The organism is Anabaena cylindrica UHCC 0172 (assembly GCF_034931625.1).
Lineage (GTDB): Bacteria > Cyanobacteriota > Cyanobacteriia > Cyanobacteriales > Nostocaceae > Anabaena > Anabaena cylindrica_A.
In genome coordinates, this window is sequence record NZ_JAYGGY010000121.1 from 1 (window position 1) to 20,978 (window position 20,978).

Genomic DNA, 20,978 nt, shown 5'->3' on the forward strand with positions numbered 1-20,978 from the left:
CTACGTTACGGTCAGTATGACATAAGTCCAAGTTTGACCCGTTTGCAGTATATTACAGAAAATTTCTAAACAGCCCCACTGTTTTTGTTAAACAATATGGCTATAGTTTTAAAAATCAGCCTTAAATCGTAAACGAAAGTCCAATTTTTTTGATACTGTAAATCCAGGCGAATGACATCCTCAAAACTGCGTACTGTCGAGCGTCCGTTAACTTGCCATTCGCCAGTCATTCCTGGTTTGACATCAAAACGTTGCCACTCTGGTACTTCGTAGCGTTCTACTTCATCTGGGGTAGGTGGTCTGGTGCCGACTAAGCTCATTTCACCTTTGAGGACGTTCCAGAATTGTGGTAATTCATCTAGACTTGTGCGGCGCAAAAAGCGACCTACGCGAGTGATGCGGGGATCGTTATCATTTTTAAAGAAAGCGCCTTCTACTTGGTTTTTGACTTGATATTTCTTAGCTTCGGCATCCACGCACATAGAGCGGAATTTCCAAATAGCAAAACGCTTACCCATCCAACCGCAACGGATTTGACGGAAGAAAATCGGTCCGGGATCATTAATTTGAATAGCGATCGCAATGGGAATGAATAAAACTGCTGTAATCACTAAACCTGTCAATGATCCCACTATGTCAATCAGTCTTTTCATCCAAGAAGTAACAGAAGGATGAGTCTGAGGTAACGGATCTACTTTCCGATTAACGTCTTTCCGACTATCTCCAGGGTGACTAGATTCTATTGGTTTGTTGCTGTTCACAGACTCAATAGAAAATACCTGATCTAATCCTGTCAGATTCAGCACTGCCATCACTTGGGGGGTTACATTCCGAAGTACGAATGAGATCCCTTGTTCTTGGGCATATTTATAATTACTTACCAAAGCCCCTAAACCGCTACTATCCATAAAAATAGTATTTTGGAAGTCGAGGACAACTCGCTGGGGATGGGAATCAGCTTGCATTAAGTTTCGGCAGGTGTGCTTTAAGCTGACAGCCTCAAGCACACTCAAACGCATCGACATTTGCACGATTGCTGTGTCCTGAAGGTAAGTAACTGGGAAATCTGCCTCTGTGGGTTGGCTACTCATGAAGCTATGCACTTTAGTTGCCATCTAAATCTAATCTGCCAAACATAAATTTTGTCCTAGAAAATTAATTAACCTAATTTTGAAAAAGTAGGATTAAGGACAAGTGGCTAGTTTTTAGCGGAGAGCTTAGAAATCGCGTGCTAGAGTTCACAATAGAACAAGAAGCTAAAAACATACTTGCTGCTGTGACGACTAGGTGCGATTTCGCACTGCTATCTATCATCTCATGATTGCTAAAACTATAGTCAAACCTACCGCACGCCTGGTTGAAGTTTTCTCTGCTATTCAAGGGGAAGGACTGAATGTCGGGACACGTCAGATTTTTATTCGCTTTGGTCTTTGTGACTTGCGTTGTCACTTTTGCGATAGCGCCCAGACATGGGATGCACCTTCTGTATGCAAGATAGAGCGATCGCCTGGATTAAGAGACTTTGAAAGGCACTCTAATCCTGTTCCCTTGCCCATTTTGCTCCAATGGGTGGAAAGGCAAAACTTGCCTTCTTTACACGATAGCATCAGCTTAACGGGAGGCGAACCACTTCTTCATGCTCCTTTTTTGGCGCAATTTCTTCCGGAAGTGCGATCGCTCACTAATTTACCCATCTACTTGGAAACTGGAGGGCATAGACCAGAGCAATTAGCCATGATTCTCCCCTACCTTGACTCTGTGGGTATGGATTTAAAACTACCCAGTGTTAGTGGCGAAACTCATTGGACAGAACATGAAAAGTTTCTCCAACTCTGCTTTGATGCAAATTTAGAGGTTTTCGTGAAGATAATTATCTCTCAAAGGACAGATCCTGGCGAATTGAAACGTTCTGGTATGTTAATCGGGAGAGTACATCAGGATATCCCTATATTTCTGCAACCTGTTACACCTTTAGCGGATTCAGAACAATTTAATCAAATACCAGTTTTGGCACCTTCACCAGACCAAGTTTTAGAATGGCAAGCTTTGATGAAGCAGTTTGTTAAACAAGTGCGGGTGATCCCTCAAACTCACAAAATGCTGAAGCAGATGTAGGTAGGGGGCAGGGGGCAGGGGGCAGGGGGCAGGGGGCAGGGGGCAGGGAGAGAAAATTCTTACTCAATACTCGGTACTCAATACTCGGTACTCAATACTCGGTACTCGGTACTCGGTACTCAATACTTGGTCTTACATTCGACCTTCATCCATAGTTTTAGATTTGGTTTTGGCTTTGTTGGCGCTGCGTTTGAGGGCGGAAAGTCTGGCTTCGTAGCGAGAACGCTGGCGCTTGTTGGGAGTGTTTTCAACTAAAGTTTTTAAGGCGCTACCTAAACTTTTGTAGGCGTTGGGGAGACTATAACCAAAGCGAGTTGCTAGTGCGATCGCTTTCTCGTCTGCATCAAGTATTTCTTTAATTTGCTTGTCCCCGTTATTTTTTTGATATAGTCGCCAACCGGATACGCCACACAGCGCCAAAGCTAACACCAGCAGCAATCCATCCTGCACCCATAATTCACCGACAGCACCACCTAAACCAATTGCCAATGCTGCCATTTCCCAACCATCTTTGGGAATTGTGTCATTTTGAACACGAGCAACTTCGTGCCAGAACAGCAGATTACGCTGATCCATTGCTAGAGCATCCCATTTCACCAAGTCAATTTGAATTTCTACCTGGTCTTTCCCAATTTCTTCGCAACGAACCAGGGGTGGATTGACCTCAGTTGTGCCTTCAACCGTTACCCAACTTTGAAGTTCTGGTGGTAGTAAGCTTTTCAAGCGCCGGAGTTCACTCATTTCCGCTTTGGCAGAGGAAGTTGTATAGGATGTCATAAAAATCCAACCTTAAAAATTTCAGTATTATAGTGAGGGTATCACTTTGGAGTATAGCTATTATCAGCGATAATCCGCCTCACTCATTTGGAAAACTGCCTCGCTTTTTTCGAGCTGCCATGGCCTTTTCCAGCAAATCTAGTAGTCCTGGGGCTTCTTCCTGAATACTAAGTAACAGTCTTTCTCCAAGTTCTATATTACCAGGATCTTCACCGGTTGCCATCACCTGTTGGAGTCGGGGTAAGGCGATATTATCCACAACCTGAATTAATCCACTGAGACAACGGTTAAATTGTCTTTCTGTCAGAATTGAGTCTTCTAGGGGAAACTCAATCATGGCACGGATTTCGCCATCGGATGGATCATATTCCCATTGCAGCATTTTGGTTTCCCAAGAAATGGCCAGCATTGTCTGGAGAATAGATGCTTTGTGAGGATGCTCTTTCACTCCCGCTAGAACTTGAGGCGCAAAGACTCGGAAAAATTTTCCTTCCTCATCTAACTGAACAACAATCAGAAAGTCTTCTAAGTTATCAGCTTCTACACCTGTAATAATTCTGTCTTCATCATCATCACAACGGTATTCCCAGCCAAGATTGTCTAAATAATTGGCTATCTGTTTCAGATTAGCTCCCATAAAAGCCTCATAAGGAACGGTGGAGCGGCTGTTACCAGACCTAGTTTAACCTGCTATGGTTCTTGATTTAGATTGGTGCAGCTTCTTTTTTTTGATAGTGTAGAATTTATCCAGATTCCACAAAAAGAGCTAAAAAAGTGAAAATGAGTACCGAAATTCTGGTAAGCTCATGTTTGAGTTTGGTTGATTAATAATTGTGCATTTACCAATCTCAATAGCTAAAATATATCACTTTATCTGCTCATTATTTTTATTCAATACAATAAATTCTCTATTTTTATCTTCATATCTTGACAGGATTTATTGATATTAAAAGATATGAATGATTGGATAAAATGTTGATTTTATATTTCTAATATCTAAGTTATTGGCGGTACAAAACAATAGCAAATCATAAAAACTTAGTGTGAACAAATATTATAAATATAATTATGTTTTACTAATATAAAAATGATTATTTGTACTAACATGAGAATAATTTATATGTTATGTCTCAATTCATTCAACTTGAATATCTGGGAAATTTATGCGTAAATCGGCTTTCATAATAGCGATCGCTCCTTTTTTAATTTTCGCCATCAGTGCTTGTGGTGGTGAGTCAGGCACAACAGGCAATACAGCCAATAATTCGGGAACGCAGGTGACTCGCAATACTGGAAATACAGTTAAAAGCCGTGGAAAACTGATTTGCGGTGTTAGTGGTGAATTACCAGGATTTAGTTTTGTGGGAACTGATGGTAAATATAGCGGTATTGACGTAGATATTTGTCGTGCTGTGGCCGCTGCTTTATTTGATAATCCAGATGCGGTAGAATTTCGCAACCTAAATGCTAAAGAACGATTTACAGCCTTGCAAACTGGAGAAATAGATGTCCTCAGCCGCAATACTAGCTGGACACTCAGCCGTGATACTTCCGTTGGCTTGGATTTTGCACCCGTAGTATTTTACGATGGTCAAGGAATCATGGTTCGCAAAAATAGCGGGATCAAGTCCCTAGCAGACCTGAAAAACAAAGCAATTTGCTCTCAAACTGGTACAACTACCGAACAGAATTTAGCTGACCAAATGCGGAAACTGGGTGTTAGCTACAAACCTGTTGTTTTTGAAGACGTTAATATTACCTTTGCTACTTATGCTGAAGGACGCTGTGACGGTGTGACGGCTGATCGTTCGGCTTTGGTTTCTCGACGCACAACTTTACCCAAACCGGAAGATAATGTCATTCTCAATGAATTGCTTTCCTCCGAACCTCTCGCACCAGCAGTTGCTAAAGGTGATACTCAATGGAATGATGTAGTTAAATGGGTAGTTTATTCCCTAATTAAAGCCGAAGAATTGGGGATTAATTCTCAGAATGTAGCTCAATTTGCTACCAGTAATGATCCAGAAATCAAGCGTTTTTTGGGAACAGAAGGCAACTTGGGTGAAGGACTTGGCTTGACAAATGACTTTGCAGCCAAGATAGTCAAGCACGTCGGTAACTACGGTGAAATTTACGATCGCAATCTGGGTACACAAACAAAGCTTAATCTCCCCCGTGGTCAAAATCAACTCTGGACAAAAGGCGGTTTACTCTATTCTCCCCCGTTTCGGTAATCGGGACTGGAGGCTGGGGGCAGGAGGCAGGGGGCAGGAGGCAGGGGGCAGGGGGCAGGGTGCAGGGGGAAAGAGGTGACTAATTAATGACTAATTCTAAACCACCGATATGGCGTGATTATCGCTTTTGGCAAATTGTAGCGCAATGTATAGCTGTGATTTTAGCGATCGCAATAGTTGCTATTTTAGGGATGAATCTCAACCGGAATTTACAGCAATTAGGCATTAAATTCGGTTTTGATTTTCTTCAGCAACAAGCCTCTTTTGATATTGGCGAAACTCCCCTTAGTTATAAACCTACTGATACCTACACTCGTGCTTTATGGATAGGTTTAATCAACTCCTTGCGGGTAGCGGTGGTGGGGATTTTGCTGACAACAATTGTAGGGATAACAGCGGGAATCGCTCGTTTATCTGATAATTGGTTAGTGCGAAATATCAGTCAAGTTTATGTAGAAATTTTTCGGAATACGCCATTATTACTGCAATTGCTATTTTGGTACTTTGCTGTTTTCCTTGGTTTTCCTAAAGCAGAAAATAAATTTTCGGTCTGGGGGTTAATTTACCTGAGTCAAAATGGGGTAGAACTTCCTGGATTGAGTTTTTCTCCAGAATTTTCAACTTTGCTGCTGGGATTAACGTTTTACACAGGTGCGTTTATCGCCGAAATTGTCAGAGGTGGGATTCAATCAGTAGCTAAGGGACAATGGGAAGCAGGACGATCTTTAGGACTCAAACCCGGTTTAATCATGCGGTTGGTGGTTATTCCCCAAGCCTTACGGGTCATAATTCCCCCACTTACCAGTCAGTATTTGAATTTAACAAAAAATTCTAGTTTAGCGATCGCAATTGGCTATCCCGATGTTTATTTTGTTGCTTCTACCACATTTAACCAAACCGGCAAAGCCGTAGAAGTGATGTTATTAATTATGCTCACCTATCTCACCCTCAGCTTAATCATCTCCTTCATGATGAATTTGTTAAATCGTTCCGTACAAATCAAAGAAAGATAAAGAAGTGATTTTTCCAATGAATCAACTTACTTGGTTACGCAAAAATTTATTTAGTAATTGGTATAACAGCTTATTAACAATTTTCTGTTCAATATTTATATTTCGGGTAATTCAAGGATTCTTATTTTGGGCATTTACTCAAGCACAATGGCAAGTAATTCAAGTTAACTTACCTTTATTCTTAGTTGGTAGATTTCCTCAAAGTTTATATTGGCGAATTTGGATAGTTCTAGGAATTATTATAACTTTAAGCAGCATAACCTGGAGTGTATTTACTAAAAAGCAAAATATCATAAAACGCAAATTTTCTCAATTTATTATCCCTTCCCTTGCACCAACATGGTTATTATCTTTTCTCCTAATTATCTGGCTAATAGGAGGAGGTTTAGGCTTGCAATCTGTATCTACAAATTTGTGGAACGGATTGCTACTTACCCTATTAATGGCAGTAATTAGTATTGTCCTTTCCTTTCCTCTGGGAGTTTTATTAGCATTAGGACGTACAAGTAAATTATTTATAATTCGTTGGTTTTCTATTCTCTATATTGAAATAGTCAGAGGATTACCACTCATAGGAATTTTGTTTATTGCTCAAGTCATGTTACCCTTATTTTTACCAAATGATTTACGTTTAGATCGTTTAGTTAGAGGCATTGCTGGACTTGTGCTATTTAGTGCTGCTTACATGGCAGAAAATGTGCGTGGTGGACTGCAATCAATACCCAAAGGACAAGCTGAAGCAGCAAAAGCACTAGGATTTAATACACCTTTAGTATTAATATTAATTGTTTTACCTCAAGCCTTACGTGCTGTTATTCCCGCAATTGTCGGACAGTTTATTGGCTTATTTAAAGATACTTCACTTTTATCTTTAGTGGGATTAGTAGAACTAACAGGAATTGCTCGTTCTATTTTGGCACAACCGCAGTTTTTGGGGAGATATGCTGAAGTATATATATTTATTGGTGTGATTTATTGGGTGTTTTGCTACTCAATGTCTTTGGCTTCTCGACGGCTAGAAAAACAGTTAAATAATTCGTAATATTTCCTTTGGAAACGCTGCGCGAACGTAATTTAAAAAAACTTATTAAGTTGAGGTTGAAATTCATGGAAGAACAAACACCGATTATTATTGCTGAAGATGTTCACAAATGGTATGGTAAATTCCACGTTCTTCAAGGAGTAAGCTTAACAATCAATCGGGGGGAAGTTGTTGTTTTAATGGGACCTTCTGGTTCAGGAAAATCAACTTTTATCCGTACATTTAATGCCTTAGAAGAATATCAACAGGGAAATATTAGTATTGATGGAATTACTCTCAGCCGTGATTTACGAAATATTGAAAAAATTCGTAAGGAAACGGGAATGGTATTTCAGCAGTTTAATTTATTTCCCCATTTAACAGTTTTAAAAAATATCACTTTAGCACCAATTTGGGTACGTAAATTACCAAAAGCTCAAGCTGAAGAATTAGCAATGCAACTTTTAGAAAGGGTAGGAATTTTAGAACAAGCAAATAAATATCCAGGACAGTTATCTGGTGGACAACAACAACGAGTAGCCATAGCGCGTGCATTAGCTATGCAACCTAAAATCATGTTATTTGATGAACCAACTTCAGCATTAGATCCAGAAATGGTGCGTGAAGTTTTAGATGTGATGAGAAATCTTGCTAGTGAGGGAATGACAATGGTGGTAGTGACTCACGAAGTTGGATTTGCGCGGGAAGTTGCAGATAGAGTCATTCTTATGGATAGTGGTTCTTTGGTAGAAGCAGCGACTCCTGATACCTTTTTTACTGCACCTAAAGAAGAAAGAACACGGAAGTTTTTATCACAAATTCTTTAGGTAATTGTGGGGTGTGTCAAATTCGTAAACGATAACCCATGCCTCTAAGGGACTTCCAAGAAATAAATTACCCAAAAAAACGTAGACCGAAGGGCTTGCCGAAGGCTACCACAGAGGCACAGAGGACACGGAGAAATGAGTGTTTGAGAGATTTTTTCGTTCTGTATGGCTATAGCTTGCGTGACGACGTAGGAGTCATACGCTCCCGTCAGGGATACAGAATGACATTGGGCATTTCTTTTTGTGGAGTTCTATAACTGTCTCAATAATGCCAGGATAGCAACGATTTAGATAAAATCTCACTTCTCTCTATTCTTGATTTCATAAGCATTCTGACTCCTGAATTCTTACCAATGAATGATACTATTTCCATCTTTTCCTTTTTCTCCGGTTCCGGCTTTCTCGATTTAGGCTTTGAAGCCACGGGTTATAAAATCGCTTATGTCAACGAAATATTCCCTCCCTTCATGTCCGCATATCGCTATGTACGAGAAATGCTGAAACTTCCATCACCTGAATATGGATATCATCAAGGTGAAACCGCAGACGTAAGTAAATTAACAGCAGGAATACAAGCACAATGGCTAAATGAATCAGTCAAAGATTCCCGCAAATCAAATAATATAATTGGCTTTATCGGTGGTCCACCTTGTCCTGATTTTTCTATTGGTGGAAAAAATAAAGGACATTTAGGAGATAATGGTAAACTCTCATCTGCTTATATTGAATTGATTTGTCGAAATTTACCCAATTTCTTTTTATTTGAAAATGTTAAAGGTTTATGGAAAACAAGCAAGCATCGTCTATTTTATGAATCTTTGAAAATCAAATTACAACAAGCAGGTTATATATTAACAGAACGGTTAATTAATTCTATTGAGTATGGTGTACCTCAAGATAGAGACAGAATTATTTTAATTGGATTTAAAAATACTTTTCTCAAAGATATGAGAATTGCAGATGATTTTACTTTTCCTTGGGAAAAATATATTTTATATCCAAAATCAAAAGTTTTTGCTTATGCTTGGAATAAGTGCGAACCATTTCAAGAAAATTCTATAATTCGTTGTCCTGATAACATTCTTGAAGAATTAACTGTTGAATATTGGTTTAGAAAGAATGATGTCCTGGATCATCCCAACGCAAAACATTATTTTCAACCAAGAGCCGGTATAACTAAATTTGCGACTATTGATGAGGGAGATAATTCTAAAAAATCATTTAAACGTTTGCATAGATGGCGTTATTCTCCTACGGCTTGCTATGGTAATAATGAAGTACATTTACATCCTTATAAAATCAGACGTATTTCTGTTGCGGAAGCTTTAGCTATACAATCTTTACCTGCTAATTTTTCACTTCCAGAAAATATGTCACTTACGAATATGTTTAAAACTGTTGGTAATGGTGTGCCGTACTTAGCAGCACAAGTATTAGCGCAAAGCATTCTGGATTTTTTACAAGAAAAAAAATCATTCATAAAGAACAATACCAAGGATAGTTTATGTGATACGTAAGTAGGGCTTGCGGAAAAAATCTTTCGTTAGGGCTAAGTGGTAAGTTTGACCCTTTTTTCTAATTTCTGTGTGAGAAATTCCTAAAAATCCTCATCATCAATAAAAAACTCCGCTTCCTCATCAACCCTAGATTTCGACGCACCCAACGCCCAAAAAGGCTGTAAAACCGCCACACCAAGCAAACCTACAGCAACAGAAAAAGCTAACACCAACCCAAAAGGAATTTGTATAGATTGAAAAACCAAAAACCGTAAAGATACAGGTGTGGCATTCTGCACTGAAATAAGTGCGATCGCAATTACCCAAACAGCTATAACTACAGAAATAAATAAATTCGCAAGACTTTTCATAATTTAAAAAATAGTTCCCCTCCCGCAAACAGGAGGGGTTAGGGGTGGGTTTTTATCCTAACTTAGCAATTTCACTCTCCATAAATTGAGCAATCTGACTAAGTTTTTCTGGCGAGTTAGTTTCCATATACACTCTCACCAGAGGTTCTGTACCAGAAGGACGCAGCAATACCCAGCTACCTTCCTCTAAATACAATTTAACGCCATCCTTACGTCCGACTTCCTTCACCTTGATTCCTGCCACTACTGAAGGCGGATTTTTGGTGTAAGCATTAATTACAGCAGTTTTGTGAGACTCAGTTAGGTGTAAATCCAAACGATTGTTATACAGCGGTCCATCAGCTTCTGCGATCGCTTCCTGAACCAACTGACTCAGAGGCTTACCCTCATAAGCAATCGCCTCAGCCACCAGCATATCGGCAAGAACGCCATCCTTTTCAGGAATATGACCAATGATACTCAAACCACCTGACTCTTCCCCACCAATCAAAACAGCGGTTTCCCGCATCTTCTCACCGATGTATTTAAAACCCACCGCAGTTTCATAAATTTGCAACCCATGTTTAGCCGCAAAATTATCTAATAAGTGAGTAGTTGCCACTGTCCGCACAATCGCCCCAGTTTTACCCTTGTTTTTGATCAAATGCCTTGCTAGAAGCAACAGCACTGTATTGGGAGTGAGAACATTACCCAGTTCATCAACAATACCAAAGCGATCGCTATCGCCATCTGTCGCCAGACCTAAATCCGCCTTATCAGCACGGACAGCATCCACCAACTCAACTAATTGATCTCCCTTGGGTTCGGGCATACCGCCACCAAAAAGCACATCCCGCCAATCGTGGAAACTTTCTAGCTGGCAACCGCATTGTTGTAAAACTTCATCTAAATAACCGCGAGAAGTAGAATAAAGGGCATCATATTTGACCTTTAAATTCGCGCTTTTGATTTTTTCTACATCCAGTAAAGTGTAGATAAAATTCAAATAATCAGGCTTCGGATCAAAAGTAGAAATTGAACCTGATGGATTACTTCCGGGCAACTCATCCGATGCGCTTTCTATATTTGCCACAATAGTATCAGTAATTTCTGGAGTGGCAGGCCCTGCATAATCAGGGATATATTTAATCCCACAATAAGGTGCAGGATTATGACTAGCAGTAAACATTAAAGCCCCTGCGGAATTTAGGTGACGCGCGTTGTAGGCAATTACAGGAGTCGGACAATCCCGATTAGTAATTCTCACATTCCACCCTAAATCAGCCAGAACTGCGGCAGATGTCCGGGCAAACTCGTCAGCTAAAAACCGCGTATCGTAGGCGATTAAAACTGGTCTGTCTTTACTGTAGGCAGTTTCCAGATAACTAGCTATTGCCCTAGTTACTTTCCGCACATTGGGAAAAGTAAAATCATCAGCAATAATCCCTCGCCAACCATCAGTACCAAATTTTATCTTGCTGGAATTGCTACTGTTGCTCATTTTGCTACTCTCTCCCCTGCATCATCTTTACTATTAGGAAGCATCCCGCAAAGCGTGTGTAGCCGCAAGTATCCTCCACCGTATTTTCTCTCACTCTACCTGAGCAATGTCAACCCCCGATAGACCTTTTGCCAGTTATCATCTTTGGTCTTTAGTTGTCCCAGCTACAGGGCAAGAACGTTGCCATTGCCAAATGAAGCGAGGATTTATTAAAGCGCGACAACATGAACCACAAGTAAAAGCTTTATTAGCCCAAGCTACACCACCCCAGCGGATTGGCATACTGGCCCAAAAAGGTGTTTATGAGTTTCATCATCATCGGCATTTGTTAACTCAGTCTGATGGTGTAGAAAAAGTTGCCCAGTTACTGAAATTAAGTAACTTCACTTGTCAAGTTAAGCAGAGGGTACTACAAATTTTACGAAAATATCACAAATCGCCCTTGTTGTTGGGTAAACGGATTATCCAATTAACCCCCGGTGATGAAGGATTTCCTAAACCAATTGTCATTGCACAAGAAAACTATTGTTTTCGTTTATATGCAGCAATGGATTGTGTGTTTATTGATTCTGATAGCACTTTACACATTTTAGATTTCAAAACTGGTAAATCTGCCTTTGATAAACGACAAGCATTAGTTTATTTATTAGCAGCCCGCTATCTTTACCCTGGGAAACCGGCTGTCGCTTCATTTTATAATTTGGAAGTTTGTCAAAAATCTGAGTTAATTACTATTAATAATCACGAATTAGCATCCCTTGAATTTGAGTTGTCTAATATAGCTAAACAACATCAGCTAGATTTACAAAAATATCAATCAAGAAACAATAATTTTAGTAAAATATTTCCACCAAATCCCGGCTATCACTGCCGATTTTGTCCATTTAACTCAATTTGTGAATTTGCTGATTTTAAGGATGGTGAATCTCATTCAATGCCAATTACTAAGAATCGCACCTAAAATTGGCTAAACTTCGATTTTATCATTAGCAAAACTGCTTAAAAAATGATAAATCAATATCACCAAAATTAATACTCATAGCAATATTTAATTGTTCTAATGTTCTGACTAACCAAACAATACTATCAGTAGTAGCAGATTCATAGTGGTTGAACAAAATTGCAAATCTTTTTTCTAAATATGGTTTGACTTTATGACAGATTAATACAATTTTTAACAACAACCCAATCGTTATTAATGAACCTTGATTACTAATCAAATCCAAAAATGTTGAGTGTTGGGGTGATGCTTGGCTGTTGACAACTAAGAAATTTAGTAGTTGACTACAAGTTCTCACCAACAAGAAATCATTAAGTTTCTGGTAATCTGCTTGGGGTAGTGTATTTTGTAAATGGCTATATAATCGCTGACTAAATTGATTTTTGCCATATTGGCCATCAACAGAAGATATCAGATATTCATATAAATCATCTTTGAAATCATGAAATTTGGCAGTTTGACTACTGTGTTTTAAGAAATTTTGCGCTCCTTCTTGATAAGTATGGCCATTGTCGGCATTACCAATAAATTGTTTGAGAGTGCTGTAAAGATCGCGATCGCTTAATAAAGTAGGATTATTAATATGGCGCAATATCCGATTAGCTTCAGATGGAGAAACTTTGCTTAAAATTTTAACTCGGCGTACTTTATAAGTTACGTATTGTGATAGGTCAATTTCAAATTTTCTCTGTACCTTTGTCTGAAAATGTCTAACTGTTTCTTGTTGTTCAAAAGTAGAGTCTTCACTAATTAAACAATGTTCATATAAATAAGGATAGCGACTAATCAAATTCATCAAAGGCTGATTATCTTGACTTTGATTTAATTTAGGAGTTTGACTCACTATTTGACTAAATCGTCGCAAGATCAAATACTGCTCACTGTCAGAGAAAATATGCACTAGCTCACGCAAGCGTCTAATTTCTCTTACACGGAAGCTATTTATGCCTAATCTATTAGATGGAGTTTCAAATAAGTTGATTAACTCAGCAATAGCATGATGCAATCCCAATTGCATATACCAGCGGTTGATTAAAATGTGGCAACAACGGTTTAGAAAGAATTTAAAATCTTCTGTTGCGTTCTTACACGATGTGATTTTATCTAAAATCGTGATAATTTCAGGCTCAGGATAATTAGCCCGTTCAATAAATAAACAGCGAAAACGCTCAATCATTTGGGCAGGAGATTCCATTTGCACCAAATGAAGAAAATGTTGATATATCAACTGTTCTTCTTGAAAACAGTGATGATAATTGTGTAGGTATTCTAGCCTACTACCGTGTATTTTGCCTGAGGGTGTTTGTTCCACAGTTTTTTCAGATTCAGAACTAATGCAATTATTCACCTGTTATTACCGTTTACAAACTGACTTATATGTTATTTCTCATATTTAAAGTTGGGGATGTCAACCGCAGAAATTCGGATTTTCAAATGCTTTAACTATTTTCAATTCCATATTTCTATTGAAAATTGACATATTAACAGCTTACTACCTATTCCGAAAAATTACTGAGCTTTTTATTAAAGTGAACATGAATCTTCGCGGTACAAGGGTAAATTTTTGATTAAGCTAGGCAAGAAACTTGCAGCAAAGGGCTAATTTTGGGTAAATGCATCAAAAAAATGCTCCTACCTAATACCCCATTACTAACTACAAGTTCCCAAGTCCTAATTTCCGAACTAGAAAGGCGGTAATTCTTTAAGAATTGTAAACCGAATATGGTTAATAGCCAAATCGCCAATGGATGTCTCTTCTTTTGTTAACCGCTGACCGTTACTGGTCAAAGTTTCAAAAGAAACACCTTTGCCAATTTCAATATGATACCAACATAATCCCATAAAAAAGCGTGTAGGATAAGGGCCATCTTCGCCTATATCATCAGGATTGGATTCCATTGGTACCCAACCAAAATTAGGGATGTAGAATTCTAGCCAGACATGATTAAAATCTGGTTGCAGAGGGACTCCCTGTTGTTCACCATAAGGGGGGCATTTATACCTACCTACAGTTCGGCAGGGAACGCCATTCAAACGGCACAAAGCTAATAGTACACCTACATATTCGCCACAGGAACCAATACCTCGGTCTAAAACTATATCTGGCGTGTCGATGTGGGGTTTAATGCCGTAGGATAACTCATCATATACATAGTTACGGATATTATACATTTTCCGTAAAATATTAGTTTCTGAACCGACTGCTTCACGGGCTGCACGGCGAACAATAGCCGTATCCATTGCTAAATCATCATCATCCACCAAATAGCGACTTTGTAATTCTGATGTCGGTTCAGTTACGTCTTCTACATCTCTCGGTGTGATGCGATACTTGATTCCTCGAACTTCCAAAAGTGCTTTCCAGCCAAATATGTGCCGTTCACCTGGGGTAAGGGAATCAAACTTAAATACTGCTACCCGTTGTCCATCAATAATTTCTTCTGTGAAGGGTAAACCAACTGGTTCAACTTGCTTGACTTTTTGACGTTCAGTTACTGATGGTAGGGCAATACGCCATTCTACATTGGGTAAATAAATCTCATCTAGGGGAGAAATTTCTTCCACGTAGGACATTTCTATGAGATAACCGTTGGAAAGGGCGTAACGCTTATTTGCTTCGTAATGATAATAGAGGGGATGAATGAAGGTAATATCCCGGTAGGTTAGTTCGTGATTAGGTTCGGCGTTGGGGTTATCCCGAATATAAGGCTCTTCATCGGCATAAGCGATGTAAATATTTTCCTGATTTGTATCTAAATTTTTATGAACTGCTATGCCTGTAGGAGATGGAAAGGGAGTGAGAACGCTGAATTGAATTTCTCCAGTTGCCCTATCTATAAAGTAAACTGTTTGTTCTGTGCGATCGCAAACCCAGAGAGTTTCCTGAGTAACTGCCAAATTTTCTATACCGACACCAGGGGCATAAAATCTGGTAATTTCTTTGCGTGTGTCGAGGTCAAAAACCAAAATATAGCCGAGTCGATGACAGCTGACATAGACTGTTGACTCCCACACAGCAACACCGTCAGCAGAATAAGGTAACGTGACAAAATGCTCCAGACCCAAAGAAGAGAGTTTACACAAATAAACACTATTACCACGGCTGACCCATAGTGTATCTTCCCACACCGCTAAACCAGTGACTTCGGTAAATTCCTTGACCTGGTGGGGATTAATGATTGTGCTGTTATCGGAGTTAGGGTCAATCTCCAGTAGATGCCCTTTAATTGTGTCGATAGCAATAAGTCTATCTTTGATGAAAGCAATACCATATAGGCTGGCAGCAGTAAGCGGTCGGATTATTCTTTGTCCAAACATCTGGCTAACAGTAAAACTAGGGAGTGCAGAACTCATATTATTAGTCATTAGTTATTGGTCATTAGTCAGAAGAGGAAGTTCAGGAGTTCAGGAGTATGGCTATAGCTTGTGTGACGAAGTAGGAGTCATCTGTCACGTTATCAGTTATCAGTAGTAAAGAAGAATATCTCCCCTGGTCGCCAGTCCCCAGTTCCCATTCCCCAGTCCCAAAGTAACTTTAGTTGATGGTTTTCCTGCCATCACTCAATTATGATCGAATTTTGTAACCATTTCCTGTGACCTACACGATGTCTGCTCATTCTTTACCTGAAAGTGCCGCAGTTTGGCATAGTTTGGAGGTTGATAAAGCTTTAGACCTGCTTGATAGTAACGCAGACCGTGGCTTAACACCTCAAGAAGTTGAACAACGTTTGCAAAAATACGGCACCAATGAACTAGAAGAACATGGTGGCCGTAGCCCTTGGTCAATTCTCCTAGATCAGTTCACTAACATTATGTTATTGATGCTGATTGGTGTAGCTCTCATTTCTGGTTTTTTAGATTTTCTGGCTTTGCAACAAGGAACATTAAAAGATGGTGAAGTTCCATTCAAAGACACAATTGCGATTATGGCGATTGTTGTCCTCAATGGTATTTTGGGCTATGTGCAAGAAAGTCGGGCTGAAAAAGCCTTAGCAGCCTTGAAAAAACTATCCTCTCCCTTAGTCCGCATTCTCCGTAACGGTAAACTGGCAGAAATAGCAGGGAAAGAATTAGTACCTGGGGATGTGATGCTTCTGGAAGCAGGCGTGCAAATAGCTGCTGATGGCCGCTTGATAGAACAGTCTAATTTGCAAGTGCGGGAATCGGCACTGACAGGTGAAGCCCAAGCTGTAAATAAGCAGGCAATTCTCACATTACCAGAAGATACGGCTTTAGGCGATCGCATTAATTTGGTTTTTCAAGGCACAGAAGTCCTGCAAGGACGTGCGAAGGTGCTTGTTACCAATATCGGCATGACAACGGAATTAGGCAAAATTGCCGCCATGTTGCAGTCGGTCGAAAGTGAACCTACACCCCTACAGCGACGCATGACTCAATTGGGTAATGTGTTGGTGACAGGTTCTTTGATCCTCGTGGCAATTGTCGTAGTCGGTGGACTGATTAAAGATTGGGGTTTTAAAAATTTACAAGACCTGCTAGAAGTTTCCTTGAGTATGGCGGTGGCTGTAGTTCCTGAAGGTTTACCAGCCGTAATTACTGTGACTTTAGCCCTAGGAACTCAGCGCATGGTGCGCCACCATGCCTTGATTCGCAAACTCCCAGCAGTGGAAACATTAGGTTCTGTAACTACCATTTGTTCCGATAAAACCGGGACTTTGACTCAAAACAAAATGGTGGTGCAGTCAGTTTATACCAATCAAAAAACTTTCCGGGTGACGGGAGAAGGTTATGCTCCCACAGGAGATTTTCAATTAGATGGACAAAACATTGATCTAGATGAAAATCCAGAAATATCCGCTTTGCTAGTTGCTTGTGCTGTCTGTAATGACTCGGTGCTGCAAAAAGAAGCCGGCGAATGGGCAATTTTGGGCGACCCCACAGAAGGCGCTTTGGTGACATTGGCAGGAAAAGCTGATATTGAAAAAGACCAGTGGCAAAGTAAATTACCTCGTGTGTCCGAGTTTCCCTTTTCTTCTGAACGGAAACGCATGAGTGTAATTTGTCAAGTGGAAGCCGTTGCCACAGGGGAACCGACGATGAATGGGGTTGACCCAGTCATTGCCGGATTTTTAGAATCTGAACAATATTTAATGTTTACCAAAGGTTCACCAGAATTAACCTTGGCACGTTGTCATCAGATTTATTTAGGCGATCATCGCTCAATCCTTCTTGACGAAGAACGACGCACTCAAATTCTGGCAGCAAATGACAAAATGGCCAGCCAAGGTTTACGAGTGTTAGGTTTTGCTTATAAACCTCTGGCAGAAGTGCCTCCAGAAGCCTCAGAAGACACATCTGAAAACGATTTGGTGTGGTTGGGCTTAGTGGGAATGTTAGACGCGCCACGCCCGGAAGTCAGGGCATCTGTGGCAGAGTGTCGGCAAGCTGGGATTCGCCCCATTATGATTACTGGCGATCATCAATTAACAGCACGAGCGATCGCAATAGATTTAGGAATAGCTGATGCTGATGCTAGAGTTATCACTGGTCAAGAATTGCAACGCATGACTGACCAAGAACTAGAAGCACAAGTTGATTTAGTGAGTATTTACGCCAGAGTTTCCCCAGAACACAAACTGAGAATCGTCCAAGCACTGCAACGTCGTGGTCGATTTGTGGCTATGACAGGAGATGGTGTCAATGATGCCCCCGCCCTCAAACAAGCCGATATCGGCATCGCTATGGGCATCACAGGCACAGATGTGAGCAAAGAAGCCAGCGATATGGTATTACTAGATGATAACTTTGCCACCATAGTTGCAGCTACCAAAGAAGGTAGAGTTGTTTACACCAATATTCGCCGTTTTATTAAATACATTTTGGGTAGTAATATTGGCGAGGTTCTCACCATTGCGGCTTCACCTTTAATGGGCTTAGGAGGTGTGCCTCTGACTCCGTTGCAAATTCTCTGGATGAACTTAGTCACGGATGGTTTGCCAGCTTTAGCATTAGCTGTAGAACCCCCAGAACCAGATGTCATGCAACGCCCTCCTTTTAGCCCCCGTGAAAGTATTTTCGCTAGAGGGTTAGGTGCTTACATGATTCGCATTGGGATTGTGTTTGCGATCATTTCTATTGCCTTGATGTCGTGGGCTTATAATCACACCCATGCAACAGGGTATCAGGGCAATCCTGAAACTTGGAAAACAATGGTCTTTACTACTTTGTGTATTGCCCAAATGGGTCATGCGATCGCAATTCGTTCTAACAACCAACTCACAATTGAAATGAATCCCTTTTCTAATCTCTTTGTCCTGGGATCTGTGATTGTGACAACGATTTTGCAGTTGATGTTAGTTTACGTCCCACCCCTGCGAGATTTCTTTGGTACTCATGAATTAAGTCTTGGGGAACTGGCAATTTGTATCGGTTTTAGCTCCTTAATGTTTGTCTGGATTGAAGGAGAAAAACTCTTCTTCCGCTTTATGGGCAAAAAGACTGTTTGAAGAGGTCTTGGGGAAGATGAAGAGGAACATTTATCTTTCCCCTGCCCCCCTGCCCCTTGCTCCCTGCCTCCAATTTATGTACCTCAAAACACTACACCTCCGACATTTTCGCAATTATCAAGACCAAAAAGTTGAGTTTAATGCTGCTAAAACAATTTTGGTAGGTAATAATGCTCAAGGAAAATCAAATTTGTTGGAGGCAGTGGAGTTGTTAGCCACATTGCGATCGCATCGGATGGCACGCGATCGTGATTTAATTAGAGATGGGGAAGCTATAGCCCAAATCAACGCCACCCTAGAAAGAGCCGCAGGTATCAGTGAACTAACCCTCACACTCCGCCGTCATGCTCGTCGCAGTGTCGCTATTAATGGCGAAATATTCCGCAGGCAAATGGACTTTCTTGGTGTTATCAATGCAGTTGAGTTTTCCAGCTTAGATTTAGAACTAGTCCGCGGTAGCCCCGAAAGCCGCCGTAATTGGTTAGATACACTCTTAATTCAACTTGAACCAGTTTATGCTCACATTTTGCAGCAATATAATCAGGTCTTACGTCAACGCAATGCTTTTTTAAAACGTCATATTGACAAGCCTGTTAAATCGCTACAATCAGAATTAGCAATCTGGGATGCACAATTAGTTACCACCGGAACAAGGGTAATTATCAGAAGGGAGAGAGCTATCCAAAAATTAGCACCCATAGCCGCCGCATGGCATACTAGTATTAGCGGAAGTACAGAATTTTTGCAAATCAACTACACACCTAATGTCCCTCTCTCAAACAATCACGCCGAAGCAGTCCAACAAGCTTTTTTAGCTAAAATTCAACAGCGTTCTGTGGCTGAATCGCACCGAGGTACTACTTTGGTCGGACCCCACCGAGATGAAGTAGAATTAATTATTAACCAAACACCCGCTCGCCAATATGGCTCCCAAGGCCAGCAAAGGACACTGGTTCTGGCTTTAAAATTAGCAGAATTACAATTAATCGAAGAAGTCGTCCAAGAGCCTCCTTTACTTTTACTAGATGATGTCTTAGCAGAATTAGACCCATCGCGCCAAAATCAACTGCTTGATGCCATTCAAGACCGTTTTCAAACCTTAATTACTACTACTCATTTGGGTTCTTTTGACTCTCAGTGGTTAAAATATTCGCAAATTCTCTTTGTGCAAGCAGGAGAGATAACTGAGTCGACTTAAATATTTATAGTAATTTATACTCATCCATTAGTAAAACCATTTTAGAGAAGATTTTTATCATTTATTGATATCTTCACCACCCTGTTCGTTCCTATAGATAAAGGATTTGAGGTTTTTCGTAAGGATTCAGGATACAGAATATTTGATATGGCAGGGAACAGAAGAGAAAAATATTCTTCCTTCTTCTTCCTCCTTCTTCTTCCTCCTTCTTCTTCCTCCTTCCTTCTTCTTCCTCCTGACTCCTGACTCCTGACTCCTAACTCCTGACTCCTGACTCCTGACTCCTGACTCCTGACTCCTGACTCCTGAATTCTTACGGTTTTTCTCTCTCTATTTTTGGTAATTGTATTCTTAAATTATCCGGTAACTAGTTTAGATATGAATCACAGAAATTATATTGTAGATAAAAAAGAGATTGCATCATTAGGTGCATCATTGAGAGCTATTGAACCAAAACTCCTAAAACCATGTGAACAAGCAAATACAGTAAAAATTTGGTTACAAGGAGGAGAACCTTATTTTGATATTTTTTTGGAATTAAAAAATGAGCAAATTATTTGGTTTCAATTTACATTACGTGGTAAGTCACTTTCCTGGCATAATGAAAATGCTAAATTACAAACAGGTGTTACCAATGAATTATCTATTGATGATGTGAATTTTTATTCAGCTAGTAAAACTATAAACAATGACGATATATCTGATATTGAATTTATTAATATAGTTAAATCAATTCTCCAAACAAGAGCAGATGAAGAAATTTTTGCCAAGGCACTGACATTGTTTACTTTTACAAATTACCAATAGTTCCTTAATTCTCTAAGCGCCAGGATTTACAGATGATTTTGTTAGGAGGTACACATCTAGCGGGCAAGATGCCCGCACCACAAGGTTCTAAGTAGAAAGGCGTAAAAAACAGAAGTGTGTATACTGCAAACGGGTCAAACTTGGACTTATGTCATACTGACCGTAACGTAGT

The 20,978-nt window shown here is 40.0% G+C and carries 17 protein-coding genes; 10 read left to right on the forward strand and 7 right to left on the reverse strand.

All coding sequences use genetic code 11. From position 1 onward, the window contains the following. Nucleotides 1-65: 65 nt before the first annotated feature. Nucleotides 66-1,115: an anti-sigma factor antagonist gene (locus VB713_RS26090; protein WP_323314403.1), complete on the reverse strand. Its 1,050-nt coding sequence runs from the start codon at nucleotides 1,113-1,115 to the stop codon at nucleotides 66-68. 202 nt (nucleotides 1,116-1,317) lie between these two features. Here VB713_RS26090 and VB713_RS26095 point away from each other — a divergent pair, with 202 nt between their 5' ends. After that, the gene (locus VB713_RS26095) at nucleotides 1,318-2,115 is read left to right on the forward strand and encodes a 7-carboxy-7-deazaguanine synthase QueE (protein WP_323314417.1); all 798 of its coding nucleotides are present in this window, start codon (nucleotides 1,318-1,320) and stop codon (nucleotides 2,113-2,115) included. Nucleotides 2,116-2,247: 132 nt separating this feature from the next. On the opposite strand, the gene VB713_RS26100 is transcribed toward VB713_RS26095, so the two are convergent. Both VB713_RS26100 and VB713_RS26105 read right to left on the reverse strand, forming a co-directional pair. Next, on the reverse strand, nucleotides 2,248-2,892 hold the full coding sequence (locus VB713_RS26100) for a DUF3318 domain-containing protein (RefSeq protein ID WP_323314404.1): 645 nt from the start codon (nucleotides 2,890-2,892) through the stop codon (nucleotides 2,248-2,250). 79 nt (nucleotides 2,893-2,971) lie between these two features. Further along, entirely contained in the window at nucleotides 2,972-3,529 is a 558-nt protein-coding gene (locus tag VB713_RS26105; protein WP_015216039.1) for a hypothetical protein, read from the reverse strand. 526 nt (nucleotides 3,530-4,055) lie between these two features. Between VB713_RS26105 and VB713_RS26110 the strand changes: the two genes are divergently transcribed. From VB713_RS26110 to VB713_RS26130, 5 genes are all read left to right on the forward strand, one after another. Next, nucleotides 4,056-5,126: an amino acid ABC transporter substrate-binding protein gene (locus tag VB713_RS26110; protein WP_323314405.1), complete on the forward strand. Its 1,071-nt coding sequence runs from the start codon at nucleotides 4,056-4,058 to the stop codon at nucleotides 5,124-5,126. Nucleotides 5,127-5,212: 86 nt separating this feature from the next. Then, the gene (locus tag VB713_RS26115) at nucleotides 5,213-6,139 is read left to right on the forward strand and encodes an ABC transporter permease subunit (RefSeq protein ID WP_323314406.1); all 927 of its coding nucleotides are present in this window, start codon (nucleotides 5,213-5,215) and stop codon (nucleotides 6,137-6,139) included. 16 nt (nucleotides 6,140-6,155) lie between these two features. Further along, a complete protein-coding gene (locus VB713_RS26120) occupies nucleotides 6,156-7,181 on the forward strand; it encodes an amino acid ABC transporter permease (protein WP_323314407.1) in 1,026 nt (341 codons plus the stop codon). A 65-nt stretch (nucleotides 7,182-7,246) separates the two neighbouring features. Then, nucleotides 7,247-7,987: an amino acid ABC transporter ATP-binding protein gene (locus VB713_RS26125; protein WP_323314408.1), complete on the forward strand. Its 741-nt coding sequence runs from the start codon at nucleotides 7,247-7,249 to the stop codon at nucleotides 7,985-7,987. Nucleotides 7,988-8,340: 353 nt separating this feature from the next. After that, nucleotides 8,341-9,504, forward strand: a complete 1,164-nt coding sequence (locus VB713_RS26130) for a DNA cytosine methyltransferase (RefSeq protein ID WP_323314409.1) — start codon at nucleotides 8,341-8,343, stop codon at nucleotides 9,502-9,504. Between the two features lie 80 nt (nucleotides 9,505-9,584). On the opposite strand, the gene VB713_RS26135 is transcribed toward VB713_RS26130, so the two are convergent. After that, the gene (locus VB713_RS26135) at nucleotides 9,585-9,854 is read right to left on the reverse strand and encodes a lipopolysaccharide assembly protein LapA domain-containing protein (RefSeq protein ID WP_323314410.1); all 270 of its coding nucleotides are present in this window, start codon (nucleotides 9,852-9,854) and stop codon (nucleotides 9,585-9,587) included. Nucleotides 9,855-9,906: 52 nt separating this feature from the next. Then, nucleotides 9,907-11,334: a phosphoglucomutase/phosphomannomutase family protein gene (locus VB713_RS26140; RefSeq protein ID WP_323314411.1), complete on the reverse strand. Its 1,428-nt coding sequence runs from the start codon at nucleotides 11,332-11,334 to the stop codon at nucleotides 9,907-9,909. A 106-nt stretch (nucleotides 11,335-11,440) separates the two neighbouring features. Here VB713_RS26140 and VB713_RS26145 point away from each other — a divergent pair, with 106 nt between their 5' ends. Continuing rightward, complete coding sequence (locus VB713_RS26145; protein ID WP_323314412.1) at nucleotides 11,441-12,295, forward strand: PD-(D/E)XK nuclease family protein; 855 nt, start codon at nucleotides 11,441-11,443, stop codon at nucleotides 12,293-12,295. A gap of 25 nt (nucleotides 12,296-12,320) precedes the next feature. On the opposite strand, the gene VB713_RS26150 is transcribed toward VB713_RS26145, so the two are convergent. Both VB713_RS26150 and VB713_RS26155 read right to left on the reverse strand, forming a co-directional pair. Further along, complete coding sequence (locus VB713_RS26150) at nucleotides 12,321-13,682, reverse strand: hypothetical protein (protein ID WP_323314413.1); 1,362 nt, start codon at nucleotides 13,680-13,682, stop codon at nucleotides 12,321-12,323. Between the two features lie 335 nt (nucleotides 13,683-14,017). Next, a complete protein-coding gene (locus VB713_RS26155) occupies nucleotides 14,018-15,688 on the reverse strand; it encodes a transglutaminase domain-containing protein (RefSeq protein ID WP_323314418.1) in 1,671 nt (556 codons plus the stop codon). Nucleotides 15,689-15,939: 251 nt separating this feature from the next. Between VB713_RS26155 and VB713_RS26160 the strand changes: the two genes are divergently transcribed. From VB713_RS26160 to VB713_RS26170, 3 genes are all read left to right on the forward strand, one after another. Further along, on the forward strand, nucleotides 15,940-18,801 hold the full coding sequence (locus tag VB713_RS26160; protein WP_323314414.1) for a cation-translocating P-type ATPase: 2,862 nt from the start codon (nucleotides 15,940-15,942) through the stop codon (nucleotides 18,799-18,801). A 76-nt stretch (nucleotides 18,802-18,877) separates the two neighbouring features. Beyond that, complete coding sequence (gene recF, locus VB713_RS26165; RefSeq protein ID WP_323314415.1) at nucleotides 18,878-19,999, forward strand: DNA replication/repair protein RecF; 1,122 nt, start codon at nucleotides 18,878-18,880, stop codon at nucleotides 19,997-19,999. Nucleotides 20,000-20,377: 378 nt separating this feature from the next. Beyond that, entirely contained in the window at nucleotides 20,378-20,806 is a 429-nt protein-coding gene (locus VB713_RS26170; RefSeq protein WP_323314416.1) for a hypothetical protein, read from the forward strand. The last annotated feature ends 172 nt before the right edge of the window (nucleotides 20,807-20,978 follow it).